Here is an 18,746-nt window from a genome sequence, read left to right as displayed (position 1 = left end):
GAAGCCTCCACCCCGCCACAGCCCCGGGGTACGAGCCGGTACGCGTGCTCGGTCTGGGTGGCTTCGCGGACGTCTTCCTCTACGAGCAGCAGCTGCCGCGCCGAGAGGTCGCCGTGAAGGTGCTGCTCGCGGGCAGTCTCGACGACGACGTCCGGTCGCGGTTCCAGACCGAGGCCAACCTCATGGCCCAGCTGTCGCACCACCCGTCGATCGTCACGATCTATCACGCCGCCATCGCCGCCGACGGTCGCCCGTTCCTCGTCATGGAGTACTGCTCACGACCGGGGCTGGCGGACCGGTACCGCCAGGAGCGGATCTCCGTGCCCGAGGCCCTGCGCATCGGCATCCGGCTCGCGTCCGCGGTGGAGACCGCGCACCGGGCCGGGATCCTGCACCGCGACATCAAGCCCGCGAACGTGCTCACCACGGACTTCGGCTGGCCCGCGCTCACGGACTTCGGCATCGCAGCGACGACGGGTCAGGGCGGCGGCGCGACGGTCGGCATGTCGATCCCGTGGTCGCCGCCCGAGCTGCTCGGCGAGCACCCCACCGGCGACGAGCGCTCCGACGTGTACTCGCTCGCCGCGACGATCTACTCGCTGCTGGCGGGTCGGACACCGTTCGAGATCGCGGGCGGCCAGAACAGCGCCCAGCAGCTCGTCGCGCGGATCGAGCGCTCCCCGTTGCCGCCGACGGGTCGCGACGACGTGCCGCCGGCCCTGTTCCAGGTGCTCGACAAGGCCATGGCCAAGGTGCCCGCACGCCGGTACGACTCGGCCGCCGCGGTGGCCCGGGCACTGCAGCAGGTCGAGAGCGACCTGCGCCTGCCGGTGACGCCGCTGGACCTGACCGAGGAGGCACTCACCGCGTCGCAGCGTGACCAGACCGGCCCGTTCGGCGGTCCGTACGGCGGTGCCGAGGACGACGCGACGCGGCTGCGCTCGATCGTGAGCGTCGACCCGCAGGACGCGGCGGAGGAGCAGCCGGCTGCGGGGTTCATCCCCGGCGCCGACGAGGCGACGCGGGTCCGCTCGATCACGACGGTTCCGGCGACCGCGCCTGCGACGGAGCCGTCCGCCGCGCCGCGGGCCGCGCTGCCCACGTTCATCGCGCCGCAGGAGCCGCTCCGGACGGACGACGTCGAGCCACCGAGCCGACGCCGCCTGGTCGTCGGGGTCGTCTCCGGCCTCGTCGTCCTGGCCGTCGCCGTGGCGGTCGGCACCGTGGCCCTGCACGGCAGCGGCACGCCCGACCCGCGGCCGAGCGCGAGCGCGGAGTTCAGCCAGGACCCGGCGCCCACCGCGATCGACGACGTCGTCCCCGCGCCCCACTCGCTGCTGGGCACCAGCCAGGCGGACGGCTCTGTGGTGTTCACGTGGGTGAACCCGGAACCGCAGGACGGCGACCGGTACCTGTGGGGCGTCCTGCAGGCGACCGGCGAGCCTCAGCTCGCGCTCATCGACGAACCGACGGTCACGGTCCCCGCCGGCGGCGGGTCCGGTGAGGTCTGCATCCAGGTCTCGATCGTGCGCGCCGACCGGCGGTCGTCGGCGAGCCCCGCGCAGGGGTGTGCGTCGTGAGGATCACGGGTCTGCGTCACAAGGCCACGACGACGGCCGCGGTGGTCACCGTTCCGGTGCTGATCGCCGTGCTCGCGCTGGTCAACCAGGGGTTCCCGCTGGCACGGCTCGACCTCAACGACGGTGCGGTGTGGCTGACGGCGACGGGCCAGAGCCAGCTGGGCCGGTACAACGCCAAGGTCGAAGAGCTCAACGGCGGCCTCGTGGCTGAGGGCACGAAGTTCGACGTGCTCCAGGACGCCGGTGACGTCCTGCTGGTCGAGCCCGGCCAGGTCTCGGTGGTCGACCCGGCCTCCGTGACGGTCACCACCCACGTCGCGACGCCCGGGGCGACCGTGGGCATGGTGGGCATGGCCGCAGGGACGGTCGCGATCTCCGACGGCTCGGGCGACGCCTGGGTGCGCGGCATCGGGGACCTGGACCAGCTGCGGATCGGGACGGACACGCCGGACCTGCAGCTCGGGGAGGGCGGCAAGGTCATCGTCGCCCAGGACGGGGCCGTGCTGGGAGTCGCCGCGACGGACGGCACCGTGACCCGGGCGGACCTGTCGAGCGGCGGTTCGGTGGACAGCACGCCGTCCGGCACCCTGGGTGCCGGGGACGTCGACCAGCTCACTGCCGTAGGCGACCAGCCCGTCTCGCTCTCCGGCAGCACGGTGCACACGCTGCACGGCACGATCGACGTGCCGGGCGACGGGTTGCGCCTGCAGCAGCCCGGTCCGGCGGCCTCCGTCGTGCTCGTCGCGAGCACGACCGCGCTCATCGAGGTGCCCCTCGACGGCGGGAAGATCGTCGAGCACAAGACCGCCGGCTCGGGCAAGCCTGCCGCGCCGGTGCGTGTCGGCACGTGCGCGCACGGCGCGTGGGCCACGGGCACGGGCTCCTACCTGCAGCGCTTCTGCGACGGCAGCGACGCAAAGGTCCGCAACCTCGAGGACATGTCGACGGCCGATGCCCTGACGTTCCGCGTGAACCGGCAGGTCGTCGTGCTCAACGACACGCTGCGCGGGCGGCTGTGGCTGCCGCTGCAGGACACCGACCTGCACGTCCCCAACTGGAACGAGGTCGTCCCGCAGGAGAACCCGCAGGACTCCAAGGACCAGGCGCAGAGCTCCGACACCACGCAGGACCTGGTCACGGAGTGCTCGAACCAGTCGGCACCCCCGACGGCCGCGGACGACTCGTTCGGCGTCCGGGCGGGCCGCACGACCATCCTGCCCGTGATCGACAACGACTCCTCGTCGGACTGCGGCATCCTCGCGATCTCCCAGTTCGACCCGGTCCCCGCCGCGTTCGGGACCGTCGTGTCCATCTACGGCGGCCGGGCGCTGCAGATCGAGGTCCTGCCGACCGCGGTGGGCACCGTCGACTTCACCTACACGATCACCGACGGCCACGGCCAGACGGCGCCATCGACGGCGCACGTGCGGCTGACGGTGCACGGCCCCAGCATCGACGAGCCGCCGCACCAGGTCCGGGTGGGGTCGCTGACCGTCGAGCAGGGCGGGCAGGCCGACCATCAGGTGCTCGCGGACTTCGTCGACCCCGACGGTGACGACTTGCTGCTGGTCGGTGCGTCGGCAGACGCAACGTCCGGCTCGGTGCGGTTCCGTCAGGACGGCACGCTGACGTTCGACGCCAACGGGTCCGCCCTCGGGCGCACACGCGTCTCGGTCGAGGTGTCGGACGGGACCAGCACGGCCGAGGGGTACCTCGACGTCGACGTGCGCCCGAGCGGCTCGCTCGCGCCGCAGATCGATCCGGTCTTCGCCGTGACGTACGTGGGCCAGCCCGTCACGCTGCACCCGCTGGACTCGGTGCGCAGCTCGTCCGACGAGCCGCCGAGGCTGGCCGGGGTGGACGACGTGGTCGGGGCGACCGTGACGAGCGACCTGCAGGCCGGCACGTTCACGTTCAGCGCCGCGCGGGCCGGCAGCTACTACGTGCAGTTCCTGGTCACCGCCTCCCCGCAGCAGGCGACCGGACTGGCCCGGATCGACGTCAAGGAGTGGCCGGAGACCGCGGCACCACCGGTGGCGGTCCGGGACCGGGCGTCCCTGCCTGCCGGCGGCGAGGTCACCATCGACCCGCTCGACAACGACTCCGACCCTGCCGGCAAGGTCCTCGTCCTGCAGTCGGTCGACGTGCCCGACGGGTCGGGTCTGCGCGTGGCCGTGCTCGACCACCACCTGGTGCAGATCCGCGCCGACCGCACGCTCTCGCAGCCGGTCGTCCTGCACTACTCGGTCTCCAGCGGGCAGGCGTCGGCGATCGGGGAGATCGTCGTCCAGCCCGTGCCGCCCTCGACGTCCTCCCAGCCGCCCGTCGTCCAGAACGTCGAGGCCGACGTGCGGACCGGGGGCGTGGTGACGATCCCCGTGCTCGACACCGCGTTCGACCCGGACGGCGGCCGGCTGACGCTCGTCCCCGAGCTGGCCGAGCCGCTCGGGCCCGGCCAGGGTCTGCTGTTCGTGTCCGGCGACGTGCTGCGCTACCAGGCACCCGCCGCGCCGCTCACCGTGCACGCGACGTTCCAGGTGAAGGACGCGACCGGCAACGTCACCGCGGCTACCGTGACGGTGCGGGTCCATCAGTCCGACGCCGCGACGAAGGCGCCCCCCCACCCGCGCGACCTGGTGGCGCGCGTGTTCGAGGGCGACAAGGTCAGGATCGACATCCCGCTCGTCGGCATCGACCCGGACGGGGACGGTGTCACCCTGCTGGGCGTCGCATCGGGTGCGCAGCACGGACGCGTGACGGTCGGCGGGCCCGACTGGCTCGAGTACGAGGCGCTGCCCGGTGAGCTGGACACGGACGAGTTCACGTACGCGGTGGAGGACTGGACGGGCCAGCGCGCGGTGGCCAAGATCCGCGTCGGCATCAGCCCGCGACCCAGTGGCGCCGCGACGGTGACCGCCCGTGACGACCAGGTCACCGTCCGGCCCGGGCAGCGCGTCGAGGTGCGCGTCCTGGCCAACGACGTCGACTCCAGCGGCGGCGACCTCACCCTCGACCCCGCGCTCGACCCCGCGGACGTCCCCGCCCAGGTGGACGGGCGGCGCATCATCGTGCGCGCCCCGAGCACACCGGGCGTGCTCCAGATCGGCTACGTCGTGGAGAACGACCGGGGTGGTCGGGACACGGCCGTGCTGACGGTGACGGTCGCCGCCGACGCGCCCGTGCTCCCACCGATCGCTCGGGATGTCGTGGTCGGCGCGCTGGACACGCTCGGCCGCACAGCGGTGACCGTCGACGTGCTCGCCGTCGCCCAGAATCCGAGCGGACCACTGAGCGACCTCGCCGTCTCCGTGCCGGGCTCGCTCGCGGACGTGGCCTCGGTGGTCGACGGGAAGGTCGTCGTCAAGCTCGCGGACCACGCGCAGACGGTGCCGTTCCTGCTCACCAACACGACGTCGCCGGCGGCGGCCTCGTACGCGTTCATCACGGTCCCGGCGCTCGGGTTCTTCCCGCCGACCCCCGGCCCAAGGCCCCCGCTTCCGGGTCGCGTCGGGCGCGGTGCTGCTGATCCCGCTCGCCGAGCAGGTCCAGGTGGCGCCGGGTCGTAGCCCCACGGTGGCTGACGCATCGGGGCTCAGCGCCACGAAGTCCGACCACTCCGACCTGCTGAAGGACAAGAGGACCCTTCAGTACCGGTCCGATCCCGACTACGCCGGCCCGGCCTCGATCACGGTCCCCGTGACCGACGCGTCGGGGCCGGACGACACGTCGGCCCGCACGTCGATCATCACGCTCCAGATCACCGTCTACGCGGTCGACGACCACCCGCCGACGTTCTCCCCGTCCACGATCGACGTCGCGCCGGGGGAGACCGCCCTCGGGGTCGACCTGCGCTCGTTCACGACAGGCCCGGAGGGCGACACCTCCGACCCGACCCAGGCCCGGTACACCTACCGGATCAACTCGGCCGTGCCTGCGGGGTTCACGGCGACGATCGAGAACGGCACCGTCCTGAAGGTCGCGGCCGCCGAGTCGACCCCCAAGGGCCGCACGGACAAGCTCGCCCTGAAGATCGGCTACGGCCGCAGCGGCACGATGGACACCTCGATCGACCTGCGGGTGATCGCGAGCACGCGGCGCACCGCACAGGTGCTCGACGTGCAGCAGGACGGCGTGGAGGGCAAGGAGAGCACCGTGAACGTGCTCGAGAACGCCTACAACCCGTTCCCCGGCTCGCCCCTGACCGTGGTCGGGGCAACCGTCGAGACGCCCGGCGCGGGCACCGCCAGCGCGACGGCGAGCACGGTCACGGTGCGTCCGGCGGCCGGGTTCATCGGACAGATCGTGACTCGCTTCCGCGTCCGGGACGTGACCGGCGACCCCGACCGCGAGGTCGAGGGTCGCATCGTCACATCCGTGCGCGGCAAGCCCGCCACGCCGACGGCACCGCGGATCGGTGAGATCCGGGACAAGACCGTGGTGCTGTCGTGGGACGCGCCGGACAACCGCGGCGCGCCGATCCTGGGCTACCGGGTGGTGGCCAACCCCGGGAACATCGTGCGGCCGTGCGTGAGCACCACGTGCACCATCGACAACCTGACCAACGACACGGAGTACACGTTCACGGTGGCTGCCGAGAACATCGTGGACTGGTCCGACCCCAGCCCGAGCTCGGCACCTGCGCGTCCGGACGCGGTCCCCGGTCAGCCCACCACGCCGACGCTCGAGTTCGGCGCGGCGTCGCTGCGCGCGACCTGGACGGCGCCCGAGCAGACCGGCTCGCCCATCTCGTCCTACACGCTCGAGATCTCGCCGACACCTCCGTCGGGCTCCGCGTCGGTCACGTCCGCCACGACCAGCTACACGTTCTCGGGGCTGAAGAACGGCACGGCCTACACGGTGCGGGTCCGCGCGCACAACAAGGCTCCCGACCCGGGACCGTGGTCCGACTCGTCGCTGCCGATGGTCCCCGCGGCGGAGCCCGATGCGCCGGTCGTGACGGCGACCCGCAGCAGCGTGGGGGCCAACGGGCCCCAGATCAACGTGTCCTGGACGGTTCCGGACTCGCACGGCGACGACGTGCGGGGCTACGAGATCTCGGTCGACAGCGGGACGCCGATCCCGCTGGACGCCGGCACGCTCACGTACGTGATCTCGCCCGCCCAGCGCGGCCACACCTACCAGGTGGCCGTCCGGGCGACCAACAAGGCGGGCACCTCGGCGTGGGGCTCGGACGTGGGCGAGACGTGGAGCCAACCGACGGCGCCCACGTCCCCCAATATCGACGCGGGGCCGAGGGGGGTCCCCTGGGGGACGGGCTCCGTCACGCTCTCGTGGGGGCCGCCGGACGACGCCGGTGGCGCGGGCGTGACCATCGTCGACTACGAGGTCCAGGTCGACGCCCTCCCGTCGACCCACGTGGCCGGCACCGCGACGACGCTCGTCAACCTCGTCGGCGGCCCGAGCCCGACCGTGCTGGTCCGTGCCTGGAACTCGCGCGGTCTGGCCGGCGACTGGCTCACCCTGCCGACGACGCAGGTGGTCACGCGGCCCGCGGCACCGAGCGTCACGGTGAGCACGGGTGTCCTCGACCAGGTGAACATCGCTTACGCGGACGGCGACGCGGGTGGCTCTCCGATCACGGTGCGGCAGTACAGCATCGACGGCGGACCGTGGCGGTCGACCCCGGCGCCGGCCACGTTCGGTTCGTCCAGCACCGTGACCGTCGCCTACCAGGCGTGCAACGTCGCCGGCTGCAGCCCGGCCGCCACCGGCTCGGCGGACCCGGGAGCGCCCGCTGCGCCGGACGCACCGGCTCCGCCGACCGCCGTGGTGAACGCCGACGGCACGATCGGCGTGGCGTGGCTGGCACCCGACGACCACGGCCGCAGCATCGACCAGTACGAGTGGCAGTACACCGGGGACGCGACCGGGGGCGACACCGGGGACGGCAGCACGCTCGCTGCGGTGCTCACCGTCCCGGCCGGCAGCACCATCGCGATCCAGGTCCGGGCGCACAACGCCGTGGGGTGGGGAGCGTGGAGCACTGCCGCCACGGCCTCAGTTCCGCTGCCGGCGGTGCCGACACCATGAGCAGGAACTATTCCGAGCTGGACCCGACGCCCGATCTTCAGGAGACCGCCCACATGGACCCCGAGCAGAGCACCTGGTTCGCCGAGACGTTCGACGCCCTCGTGTCCAACGTGGGCCTCGCCCTGCTCGGCAAGGACCACACGGTCCGGCTCGCCCTGACGGCGATGATCGCGGAGGGTCACCTCCTCCTCGAGGACGCGCCGGGCACCGGCAAGACGTCGCTCGCCAAGGCTCTCGCAGCGACGGTCCAGGGCAGCCACCACCGCATCCAGTTCACGCCCGACCTCCTGCCGTCGGACGTCACCGGGGTGACGATCTACGACCAGGGCACGCACCGGTTCGAGTTCCACCCCGGCCCGATCTTCGCCTCGGTGGTGCTCGCCGACGAGATCAACCGCGCGTCGCCCAAGACGCAGGCCGCCCTGCTCGAGGTCATGGAGGAGGGCAACATCACGGTCGACGGCGTGACGCACCCCGTCGGCCGCCCGTTCATGGTGATCGCGACGCAGAACCCCATCGAGCAGGCGGGCACCTACCGCCTGCCGGAGGCCCAGCTGGACCGCTTCCTCATCAAGACGTCGCTCGGCTACCCGGACCGGTCGTCGACCATCGAGATCCTCGCGGGCGCCAAAGACCGGACGACGAACCTGCAGCCCCGCATCACGACCGAGGCCGTGGGCACGATGGCGGACCTCGCGCAGACCGTGCACATCGACGACGTCGTGCTGGACTACGTGGCGCGCCTGACCGAGGCCACGCGCGACGACCCGCAGACCGTGGTCGGCGCGAGCGTCCGCGGCGGCCTGGCCCTCGTGCGCACCGCCAAGGTCTGGGCCGCGGCCGCCGGCCGCGAGTACGTGATCCCCGACGACATCAAGGTGCTGGCCCAGCCGGTCCTCGCGCACCGCCTCGTGCTGGAGGCCGAGGCCGAGTTCGCCGGGGTCACCGCGATCGAGATCCTTGCCCGCATCCTCGAGACGACCGCGCCGCCGGCCCTGCGGGCGGCCTGAGCGTCATGGGTCTGCGGGTCTCGCCGGTCGGGTGGGGAGTGGCGTTCGTGGCCCTCCTCTGCCTGCTGCTGGGCCGACGGTTCGGTTGGCTCGAGCTGGCGGCGTTCGGTGCGGCGCTCGCCGCCGTCCTCGTCGTCGCCCTGCTGATGACCGTCGGCCGCTCGCGGTACGCGATCACGCTCGACATGGCCGATCGTCGCGTGAAGGTGGGCGAGCGTGCGCTCGGCCGGCTCGAGGTCCGCAACGTCGCACGCCGGCGGTCCCTGCCGTCGCGGGTGGAGCTGCCCGTCGGCGCGGTCACCGCCGAGTTCTCGGTCCCCGCCCTGAGCGCCGGCGCCGAGCACGACGACCTGTTCGCCATCCCGACCGCGCGGCGGGCCGTGATCGTCGTCGGACCGGTGCGCTCGGTCCGCGGGGACCCGTTCGGTCTGGCACGCCGCAGCGTGCGATGGACCCGACCCGTCGAGCTGTTCGTCCACCCGCTGCTCGTCTCGCTGGCCGGCGCGGGCTCGGGCCTCCTGCGCGATCTCGAGGGCCAGGCCACGCGTGACCTGTCGGACTCGGACCTGTCGTTCCACGCCCTGCGCGACTACGTCGCCGGCGACGACCGCCGCTACATCCACTGGCGCACGACGGCCCGCCGCGGCAGCCTCATGGTCAAGCAGTTCGAGGACACCCGACGCACGCAGACCGCGATCGCGCTGGCCACGGACCCGCGGGACTACGCCGACGACGACGAGTTCGAGCTGGCCGTCTCGGTCGTCGCCTCGGTGGGGGTGCAGACGATCCGCGAGGAGCGCGAGCTCGCGGTCCTTGCCGGCCCCGGGACGCTGCGGGTGGAGACTCCGCCGCTGCTGCTCGACGACTGCTCGGGCCTGCAGCTGGCCTCGAGCGGTGCGGGCATGGTGCTGCTCGGCCGCCGGGTCGCGCGCGAGGCGCCGGCAGCGTCGGTCGCGATGCTGGTCACGGGCTCGGAGCCGTCGATGGCCGACCGGCGCCTGGGCTCGCGGCACGTGCCCACCGGCACGCGGACCGTGGTCGTGCGCTGCGAGCGCGGCGCCGAGGTGGCCGTGCGCACCCACGGCAGCCTCAGCCTGGCGACGATCGGTGCGCTCGACGACCTGCCCCGGCTGCTGCGACGGGTGACGGCATGACGACCCCCGCCCGCCGCCCGCGCCCGCTGCGCGCGGGTGCGATCGACGCCGTGGTCCTGCTCAGCATGCTCGGCGTGGCGCTGCTCCCGCTGCTGTCCGTGTACGGCGATCAGTCCGGCGTCCCGGCACTGGCAGGCGGTCTGGTCCTCGGCGCCGGTGTCGCGGCGGTGGGCGCGTGGCGCCGCTGGTCGGCGCTCACGGTCGTGGCGGTGCTGCTCGTCGTGTTCTTCGTCGCCGGCGGGCCGTTGGCCGCGCCCCGCACCACGAAGGGTGGGGTCGTCCCCACCCTCGACACGGGCACGGCCCTGGCGCGCGGCGTGGCGTCCACGTGGAAGCAGGTGCTGACGCTCCAGCCACCGATCGGCACCAGCGGGACGTTGCTCGTCGCGATGTACGCCCTCGCCTTCGTCGGCGCTGCGGTCGCGGTCGCGGTGACCCTGCGCGCCCGTCGTCCTGCGGTCGGGGCGTCGGCGGCCGTCGTCCCGATCGTCGCCGTCGTCGGGGCGATCGTGCTCGGCACGCGGAACCCTTCGGTGTCGCCGACCCTGACCGGAACCGTGCTCGCCGTCGTGCTGCTGCCCTGGGCGGCCTGGCGGTCCGGAGGGCTGCGGGTCCAGCGCGTGGTGTCGACCGCGATGCTCCTGGTGGTCGCCGCCGCGGCCGGCACGTTCGGTGCGCCCGCCGTGGTGGCGTCGTCGGAACGGTTCGTCGTCCGCGACCAGATCGTGCCGCCGTTCGATCCCCGCGACTACCCGAGCCCGTTGTCCGCGTTCCGCGAGTTCGTCAAGCAGGACGCCGACACGCCTCTGTTCACGGTCTCCGGCCTGCCGGCGGGCGCGCGCGTGCGCCTGGCGACGATGGACCGGTACGACGGCGTCGTCTGGAACGTCGCGGGCGACGGGTCGGCCGAGGCGTCGGGCGAGTTCCGGCGCGTCGGGGACGTGATCGAGACCAGCGCCCGCGGCAAGCCGGCCACGGTGAAGTTCACGATCGACGACCTGGGCGGCGTCTGGTTGCCGACGGTGGGCCAGGCGACCTCGTTCGACGTCGGCGACTCCACTGCGGCTGGCGGGCTGCGGTACAACGACGCCACGGGCGCGGCGGTCGTGACCGGAGGGATCCACCACGGGCTCTCGTACGACGTCGACGCCGTCGTGCCACCGGTGATCGACGCCGCGACGACCGTCGGCCGCGCGCCGGCGTCGGACGTGGCCCAGCCGGCGCTCTTGGGCGTGCCGGACCTCGTCTCGGTCACCGCCGCCGACGTCGCCCGCGACGCGGGCAGCCCCGTCCAGATCGCGACCGCGCTGTCGGACTGGCTGAGCAAGCAGGGCTTCTTCAGCCACGGGATCGTCGACGCCGGTGACTACGCGTCGCTGTCCGGTCACGGCGCGGACCGGATCACGTCGCTGCTGGGCGGCGACGTGATGGTCGGCGACGGCGAGCAGTACGCGGCGGCGCTCGCGCTGATGGCGCGTTCGATGGGCCTGCCGGCACGCGTCGTGCTCGGGTTCGTGCCCGGCTCGGCGGCCGCGGGGGAGAAGGCGGCCGACGGCTCGGTCACGGTGACCGGCAAGGACATCCAGGCGTGGGTCGAGATCCCCTTCCAGGGCTACGGCTGGATCCCCTTCGACCCCACGCCGCCGCCTGAGCAGACGCCGCAGGAGAACAACAAGGACAAGCAGACCGAGCCGAACCCGCAGGTCGTCCAGCCGCCCCCGCCGCCGCCCGCTGCCGTGAACGCGCCCGACGAGGACACCGAGCAGCCGCAGACGGACGACCCCGCGCCCGACACGAGCCCGTCCCCCTCTGGCTCCGCGTGACGCAGGTGGCAGGCGTCGCCGCGATCCCGCTGGCGGTGCTGGCGGCGCCGTTCGTGGTGATCGTCGTGCTGAAGGTGCGTCGCCGTCGTCGTCGTCGGCGCAGCGCCGACCTGGTGACCCGGGTCGCGGGCGGCTGGGACGAGGTGCTGGACGTCGCCCGCGACCTGCGGCACCCGACGGGCGGCCTCGCGACGCGCAACGAGTCGGCCCGGGCGATCGCGGCGTCGTTCGAGGACGTGGCCGACGGTGCCGTGGTCGCGTCGCGGGTGGGAGCGCTGGCGCGTTCCGCCGACCGGGCGGTGTTCAGCCCGGCGACGCCGAGCCCCGAGCAGGCCGCCGCATACTGGGCAGATGTCCAGGTTGCGGTCGAGGCGATGACGCACAGCGTGGGGTGGCGACGTCGGTTCCGCGCTCGTCTCTCGACAGCGTCTCTGCGCCAGGAGAAGCGACGTCGTCGTGCGGCCCGCCGCTCGGTCGTCTCCTCGTAGTGCGCGGCAGCTCCGACTTCATGACCGGTCCAACCTCAGGGAGCCCAGGCGTGACATCCCGGTACGCACGCGCCCACGCCGCGCCGCCCGCATCGATGGCGCGTCGGTTCGGCGCCGTCCTGCTCGACGCCCTGGTGTGGGTGGTGGTCGGCGGCTGGGTCATCGCCGTGGGCGTCGTCGGCTGGGCACGTGCCGAGCCGTCGACGCGGGCGTCCGAGGGCGCCCTGACCCTGCTGACCGTCGGGCTGGCGGTCACGGGCGCGCTGGTCCTGGCGCAATGGCTGCTGCACGGCCTGACCGGCTGGACCCTCGGACGCCTGGCGACCGGGGTGCGCACCGTCGACGTGCAGACCCGCGAGCCCGTCGGGGTCGCGCGCATCTTCGTGCGCTCGGTCGTCGTCGCGGCGGGTCTGCTGATCGGGCTGCTCGGCGCCGTCGTCGTCCTCGTGTCGCCGTTCTTCGACCGCACCCGCCGCAACCGCGGGTGGCACGACCGCGCCGCCGGTGACGAGGTGCTCGACGTCCGCCGGTCGGTGCTCGCGGCCGCCGAGCAGCCGCCACGACGCAGCAACCCGACGGAGGCGACCCGGGCGCCGGTTCCGCCGCGCGGCCCCGTACCCGTCCCGGACTGGGCTGCGGCGACGCGGGCGCCGTCGGTCGCCCAGCCGACCACGGGCTCGCTCGTGCTCGCCCCGGTCGACCCGCGGCGCAGCAGCCCGGACCTCGACACGCGAACCATCCCGGTCGTGCGGTCGGGACTGGCCTATGGCCTCCTGCCCGAGCTCGAGCTGACGCGTCCGGCGGCCCCCCGAACCGACCCGGTCGCCCCACAGCCGGTCCCGGACCGCCCCGCCGCCGAGTTCGAGCTCTCGGACGGCCGTCGCGTAAGCATCGAGCGCACCGCGCTGGTGGGTCGCAACCCGGCGTCGGACGCCGCGGTGCAGCTGGTCCGGGTGGCCGACCCGACGCGCTCGGTGTCCAAGACGCATCTCCAGATCGGCGTCGAGCGGGCGGGCGTGTGGGTCGCGGACCGCGGCTCCACCAACGGCACGGTCGTCACCCTGCCCGACGGCGGCCAGGTCCTGTGCGGCGTCGACCAGCAGGTCCGGATCCGGGTGGGCTCGACGATCGTGTTCGGGGACTGCTCGATGCGGCTGGTACGCCTCCCCGAGACCGGTCCCGTCGCCTGAAGTCGGCCTAGAGTCGGCACATGGCGGAGCGACGCCTGGCCGAGCGGCCGGCGATGCAGCTGGTAGGTCTGGACGAGGACGCGACGGACGCGCCCCCGCCCGTCCGGTCCGCGCCCGAGCACCTGCACGACGTCGCTACGGGCGCGCGGTCCTGGGCGTCGAGGCGGCCCGCGGTGGCGAGCGTCGTGACCGTGGCGGTCCTCGCGCTGATCGGGGGCGTCGCCCTCGCCGGGCCGAGGTGGCTGACCGAGCGCGAACGGGCCGCGGTGCTGGGGCCTGCGGCGTTCGTCGGCGCTGTGGCCACGCTCCGCACGATTCCGGAGGCCACCTGGACCGCCGACGTGAACGGGACGACGCCACCCGTGCTCGTCGGCGACGTGCTCGTGGCGAGTGCCGGGTCGGTCCAGCACCGCGACCGTCGGATCGTCGGGCTGGACGCGATCTCCGGCGCTCTTCGCTGGACCGTCCCGCTGGGCACGGACCCCCAGCCCGACGCCGTCGATTGCCACCCGACGGGAGAGGTCGTGTCCTGCCTCGCCGGTCCGGCGCCGACGCCCGACCCGCGCGACCTGGCCCAGGTGCCGGACGGAGAGGTCGGCGTCGCGACGCTCTGGGCGATCGACCCGGTGCACGGCGTCGTCCGGTCGACCCACCCGGTCCCCGGCTGGATCCAGTCGAGCGCGGCCGCCGGAAGTGACCTCGTGGTGGCGGCGTATGCGCACGGACGGCTGAGCGTCAGCCGCATCGAACCGGTCTCGGGCCGTCAGGTGTGGCAGACGCAGCGCTTCGCGACGGCGGGGACGACGATCAACGGCCGCATCCGGCTGGTCGTCGCGCGTGCGTTGGTGATGGCCACGGACAACGACAGCACCCTGCTGCTCGACGCCGCGACCGGGGAGCGGCAGACGCACGCGACGGACACCCTCGGGATCGACCAGACCCGGCTCGCCGCCAACGGCACCGTCGTGCGCACGCAGTTCCGGCTGCGCGGCCCGGTGATCGTCGCGAGGTCGTCGCTGTCCGACGGCATGGGAGAGCCGTGGCTCACCGCGGAGGGCTCCGTGCTGTCCGTCGACGTGTCCGACGGCTCGTCGGGCTTGACCTTCACCTCCGACGGGTTCGGCCTGGACGGCGTGCGTGCCTACCGTCCGGGTGCGGACCAGCAGGTCTGGCAGACACCCACGCAGGCGACGCGCGTCTCGGTCGACGCCAGCGATCGGGTGGTGGTGCGCAACGGCGGGACGGTCGCGGGCCTGGCGGCGGAGGATGGTGGCGTCGTCTGGGTGCGCGACCTCGGGGCGGTCTCGGGGCCGACGGTCTCGGACGGTCGGCGGGTGGCGGTGCTCAGCGGTGGGATCGACGATCGGCCGGTCCTGGTCGCCCTCGACCTCGCCGACGGCACGCTCGAGTGGCGGCTGCCGCTGCCCGCGGGTACGTCACGCCTGGTGCAGCTGGGCACACAGCTGTACGCGATCGGCGACGAGCGGCTGGTCGCCCTGCGGTGATGCGGGCCGGTCTCGTCCTGCGGCCGAGGTTGCGAAAGGGTCCGGGGTTCGGGGTACGGTGACATCGTGCTCGGGATCACCCTCCTTCTTCGTTGCCGCGACGAGGCCCTCTAGGCCGCATCCTCGTCGCGGTGTTCGCGTGTGCCGGCTGACCCCCTGCCGAACGCCCCGAAGGACGAGGACCCCATGAACTACCTGGAGACGAGCGCGCAGAAGCCGTCGTCGATGCCGGTGCACAAGTACCGTCCGTTCCACGAGCAGATCCGCGTCGACCTGCCGGACCGTCAGTGGCCCGACCGTCGCATCACCAAGGCGCCGCGCTGGTGCGCCGTGGACCTGCGCGACGGCAACCAGGCCCTGATCGAGCCGATGAACCCGGCCCGCAAGCTTCGAGATGTTCGAGCTGCTCGTGCAGCTGGGCTACAAGGAGATCGAGGTCGGCTTCCCGTCCGCCTCGCAGACGGACTTCGACTTCGTCCGCAAGCTCATCGAAGAGGACCTGATCCCCGACGACGTGGTGATCCAGGTGCTGACGCAGGCGCGCGAGCACCTGATCGAGCGGACGTACGAGGCGATCGCGGGCGCCAAGCAGGCGATCGTGCACCTCTACAACTCGACGTCCACGCTGCAGCGCGAGGTCGTGTTCCGGTCCGACGAGGACGGCATCGTCGACATCGCCGTCTCCGGCGCCCGGTTCTGCAAGAAGTACGAGGAGCTCGTCCCGGACACCGACGTCTACTACGAGTACTCGCCGGAGTCGTACACGGGCACCGAGCTGGAGTACGCGCTGCGGATCTGCAACGCCGTGCTGGAGGAGCTGCAGCCGACGCCCGACCGCAAGGTGATCATCAACCTGCCGGCGACGGTCGAGATGGCCACCCCGAACGTCTACGCGGACTCGATCGAGTGGATGAGCCGCAACCTGCGCTTCCGCGAAAGCGTGGTGCTGTCGCTGCACCCGCACAACGACCGCGGCACGGCCGTCGCGGCCGCCGAGCTGGGCTACCTGGCCGGCGCGGACCGCATCGAGGGCTGCCTCTTCGGCAACGGCGAGCGCACCGGCAACGTCGACCTGGTCACCCTGGGCATGAACCTGTTCAGCCAGGGCGTGGACCCGGAGATCGACTTCTCCGACATCGACCACATCCGCCGCACCGTCGAGCGCTGCAACCAGCTCCCCGTCGGCGAGCGCCACCCGTACGGCGGCGACCTCGTGTTCACGGCCTTCTCCGGCTCGCACCAGGACGCCATCAAGAAGGGTCTGACGGCCATGGAGGTCTCGGCGGCCGCGCAGAACGTGTCCGTCGACGACCTCGTCTGGGCCGTCCCGTACCTGCCGATCGACCCGAAGGACGTCGGCCGGTCCTACGAGGCGATCATCCGCGTCAACTCGCAGTCCGGTAAGGGCGGCATCTCCTACCTGATGAAGTCCGAGAAGGACCTGGACCTGCCTCGCCGGCTGCAGATCGAGTTCTCGCAGGTCGTGCAGCGACACACCGACCAGCACGGCACCGAGGTCACGGCCGACGAGCTGTGGCACATCTTCAACGACGAGTACCTGCCGGTCGAGGCCGGCAGCCCGTTCGCGCCGTGGGGCCGGTTCTCGCTGCGCGGCACCCGCGGGACCAGCGTCGAGGACGGGCCGGACACCCTGCAGGTCGACCTCGTCGACCGTGGTGTGGCGCGGACGCTGGAGGGCTCGGGCAACGGACCGGTCGCCGCCTTCGTGTCCGCCCTGAAGGACCTCGGCGTCAACGTCGCGGTGCTCGACTATGCGGAGCACGCCTTGTCCGCGGGCGGCGACGCCGCGGCGGCCGCCTACGTGGAGTGCGCGATCGGCGACCAGATCCTGTGGGGCGTCGGGATCGACCCCTCCATCACCACCGCCTCGCTCAAGGCCATCATCTCGGCGGTCAACCGGCACGAGCGCTGACGTCCGCCCGCCCACCTCCGGGCGCACCACTGGCCGCCGTCCCGGGTGTGCGCGGCCGTTCGTCGGCGATCCCGACGACCCGCGCACGTTCGCGCCGCCGACTCCTCGCCTGCACGCCCGTCACCATCCCCGACGGATGCATCGCGACTCCGAGTCGGCGGCGCGAGCCATCTGCACCCCGCCCCGCGAGTGCCGGCTCGGCCAGAGCCCGGACCCCGACGTCAGCCCACGCTCGGGACGAACGCACGCCGGCATCCCCCAGCGAGCGGGGGACTCGCGTCGTCCCGCAGGCGACGCGCATGTCCGGCGCCAGGATGTGGACAAATCGAGCGAATCGAACAGATGTTCGATAGGCTCGTGGGGTGACGACAACCCCGGCAGCACCGATCCGCGCAGCGGCGATGCCGCCGCGCGTCGTCGACGCCGCGGCCGTCGCACTCTGGCGCCGTGAGCTCCTCGGCGGGCTGGGCGGCGTCAACGGGAGCCCGCCGCGTCCGACCGACGACGCGCCGTCGGAACCGTTCCAGCCGATCCCGGCCCAGGTCGCGCACCGTGTCCCAGATCGAGCGCGGGGCACTGCGGCCCTCGACATGGTGACCCATGCTGACCCGGCTCCGACGAGTGCAGCCCTCGTCGACCTCATCGCAGCGCTCGAGCAGCTCAAGTCGGCGGCGTGCGCGCTCCAGGCGGAGGCGTCCGTGGCGCTCGACCGGGCCGAGCGTGAGAGGCAGGCGCACCTGGGCATCCCGGTGAGACGGCGCGGTCTCGGTGTCGCCGCACAGGTCGGTCTTGCCCGTCGAGAGTCGCCGCATCGCAGCTCTGCTCTTCTCGGCGCCGCCAAGGCCTGGACATCGGAGATGCCGCACACGCTGGCCGCCCTGCGCGCGGGCGTGCTCTCGGAGCATCGGGCGATGCTGCTGGTCCAGGAGACGGCGTGCCTCGAGGTCGAGGATCGTCGCGCCGTCGACGCGCTGCTCTGCGCGGACCCGGCGACACTGGCCGGGGTCGGGACGCGTCAGCTCGTGGCGGCAGCGCGCGCACACGCCGCGCGGCTGGACGTCGGTGCCGTGGTGCGTCGCGCGCGCCGGGCTGAGTCCGAGCGCTGCGTGACGCTACGACCGGCGCCGGACGCCATGACCTACCTGACCGCGCTGCTGCCCGTGGCACAGGGCGTCGCCGTCTATGCAGCACTCCGCCGAGCCGCTGACGCAGCCGACGATCCGATGACAGGCGGCGAGTCCGCGACGCACGTCGCCGGCGAGGCGAGCGTCAGGGTCGCGTCGCGCCGGGGTCGCGGGCAGATCATGGCAGACACGCTGGTGGAGCTCGTGACCGGCCAGTCGAGCGCGTCGGCGGTGCCGGTCACCGTGAACCTCGTGATCAGTGACGCCGCCCTGCTCGGAGCCCAGCATGAACCTGGGCACGTGCCGGGCGGTGGCCCGGTCCCGGCGCAGGTAGCCCGTGAGCTGGTCGCCGCGGGTATCGACGCGGGCGCGACCTGGCTGCGTCGCCTGTATGCCGACCCCCGCGGAGACCTGGTGGCGATGACATCGCGCGCGCGGTTCCATCCGGACGGCCTGGCCGAGTTCCTGAGGATCCGGGACCATGGGATCTGTCGAACGCCGTACTGCGGCGCCCCGATCAGGCAGATCGACCACATCGTCCCGGTTGCCGCCGGCGGAGCGACGACGGCCGAGAACGGCGAAGGTCTGTGCGTGGCCTGCAACCTCGCCAAGGAAGCGCCGGGTTGGGCACGCCGAGTTGTCCGAGCCGCCGCGGCTCCTGGGCACGCGGTGGAGACGTCGACGCCCACCGGGCACCGCTACATCAGTCGTGCGCCGACCATGCCAGGACCGGCTACACCACCAGCCACGGCCCAAGCCGTCGCCGCAGCCTCGGACCCTGCACAGGTCGGGGCCCGCGAGGGTTCGAGCGCGGCGCGTCGCGAGCGGTCGGTAGTGGATCTCTGCTTCACCGCGCTCCTCGCCGAGCACGTCGACGTCGCTGCCTGA

10 protein-coding genes and 1 pseudogene are annotated in these 18,746 nt (G+C 73.0%); all 11 read left to right on the top strand.

Going from position 1 to position 18,746, the window contains the following annotated elements:
* The first annotated feature begins 44 nt into the window (after positions 1–44).
* The 11 genes and pseudogenes from AC38ZX_RS13940 (at position 45) to AC38ZX_RS13890 (ending at position 18,746) form a co-directional block, all read left to right on the top strand.
* Complete coding sequence (locus AC38ZX_RS13940) at positions 45–1,580, top strand: serine/threonine-protein kinase (RefSeq protein ID WP_491294906.1); 1,536 nt, start codon at positions 45–47, stop codon at positions 1,578–1,580.
* Entirely contained in the window at positions 1,577–5,146 is a 3,570-nt protein-coding gene (locus AC38ZX_RS13935) for an Ig-like domain-containing protein (RefSeq protein ID WP_491294905.1), read from the top strand. The genes AC38ZX_RS13940 and AC38ZX_RS13935 overlap by 4 nt, the downstream gene beginning before the upstream one ends.
* Positions 5,097–7,631, top strand: coding sequence for a fibronectin type III domain-containing protein (locus tag AC38ZX_RS13930; RefSeq protein WP_491294904.1), 2,535 nt, complete (start codon positions 5,097–5,099; stop codon positions 7,629–7,631). The genes AC38ZX_RS13935 and AC38ZX_RS13930 overlap by 50 nt, the downstream gene beginning before the upstream one ends.
* Before the next feature lie 53 nt (positions 7,632–7,684).
* Positions 7,685–8,641, top strand: coding sequence for an AAA family ATPase (locus tag AC38ZX_RS13925; protein ID WP_491297431.1), 957 nt, complete (start codon positions 7,685–7,687; stop codon positions 8,639–8,641).
* 47 nt (positions 8,642–8,688) lie between these two features.
* A complete protein-coding gene (locus AC38ZX_RS13920; RefSeq protein ID WP_491294903.1) occupies positions 8,689–9,795 on the top strand; it encodes a DUF58 domain-containing protein in 1,107 nt (368 codons plus the stop codon).
* Positions 9,792–11,618, top strand: coding sequence for a transglutaminase-like domain-containing protein (locus tag AC38ZX_RS13915; RefSeq protein ID WP_491294902.1), 1,827 nt, complete (start codon positions 9,792–9,794; stop codon positions 11,616–11,618). Before AC38ZX_RS13920 ends, AC38ZX_RS13915 begins: the two co-directional genes overlap by 4 nt.
* The gene (locus AC38ZX_RS13910; RefSeq protein ID WP_491294901.1) at positions 11,615–12,106 is read left to right on the top strand and encodes a hypothetical protein; all 492 of its coding nucleotides are present in this window, start codon (positions 11,615–11,617) and stop codon (positions 12,104–12,106) included. Before AC38ZX_RS13915 ends, AC38ZX_RS13910 begins: the two co-directional genes overlap by 4 nt.
* Positions 12,107–12,156: 50 nt before the next feature.
* Positions 12,157–13,296: an RDD family protein gene (locus tag AC38ZX_RS13905; protein WP_491294900.1), complete on the top strand. Its 1,140-nt coding sequence runs from the start codon at positions 12,157–12,159 to the stop codon at positions 13,294–13,296.
* 20 nt (positions 13,297–13,316) lie between these two features.
* Complete coding sequence (locus tag AC38ZX_RS13900; protein WP_491294899.1) at positions 13,317–14,801, top strand: outer membrane protein assembly factor BamB family protein; 1,485 nt, start codon at positions 13,317–13,319, stop codon at positions 14,799–14,801.
* 186 nt (positions 14,802–14,987) lie between these two features.
* Positions 14,988–16,734 (top strand): annotated as a pseudogene (leuA, locus tag AC38ZX_RS13895) (2-isopropylmalate synthase).
* Positions 16,735–17,096: 362 nt separating this feature from the next.
* On the top strand, positions 17,097–18,746 hold the full coding sequence (locus tag AC38ZX_RS13890) for an HNH endonuclease (RefSeq protein WP_491294898.1): 1,650 nt from the start codon (positions 17,097–17,099) through the stop codon (positions 18,744–18,746).

Source organism: Cellulomonas sp. McL0606 (assembly GCF_058248365.1).
This window is presented reverse-complemented; position numbering and strand designations above follow the sequence as displayed.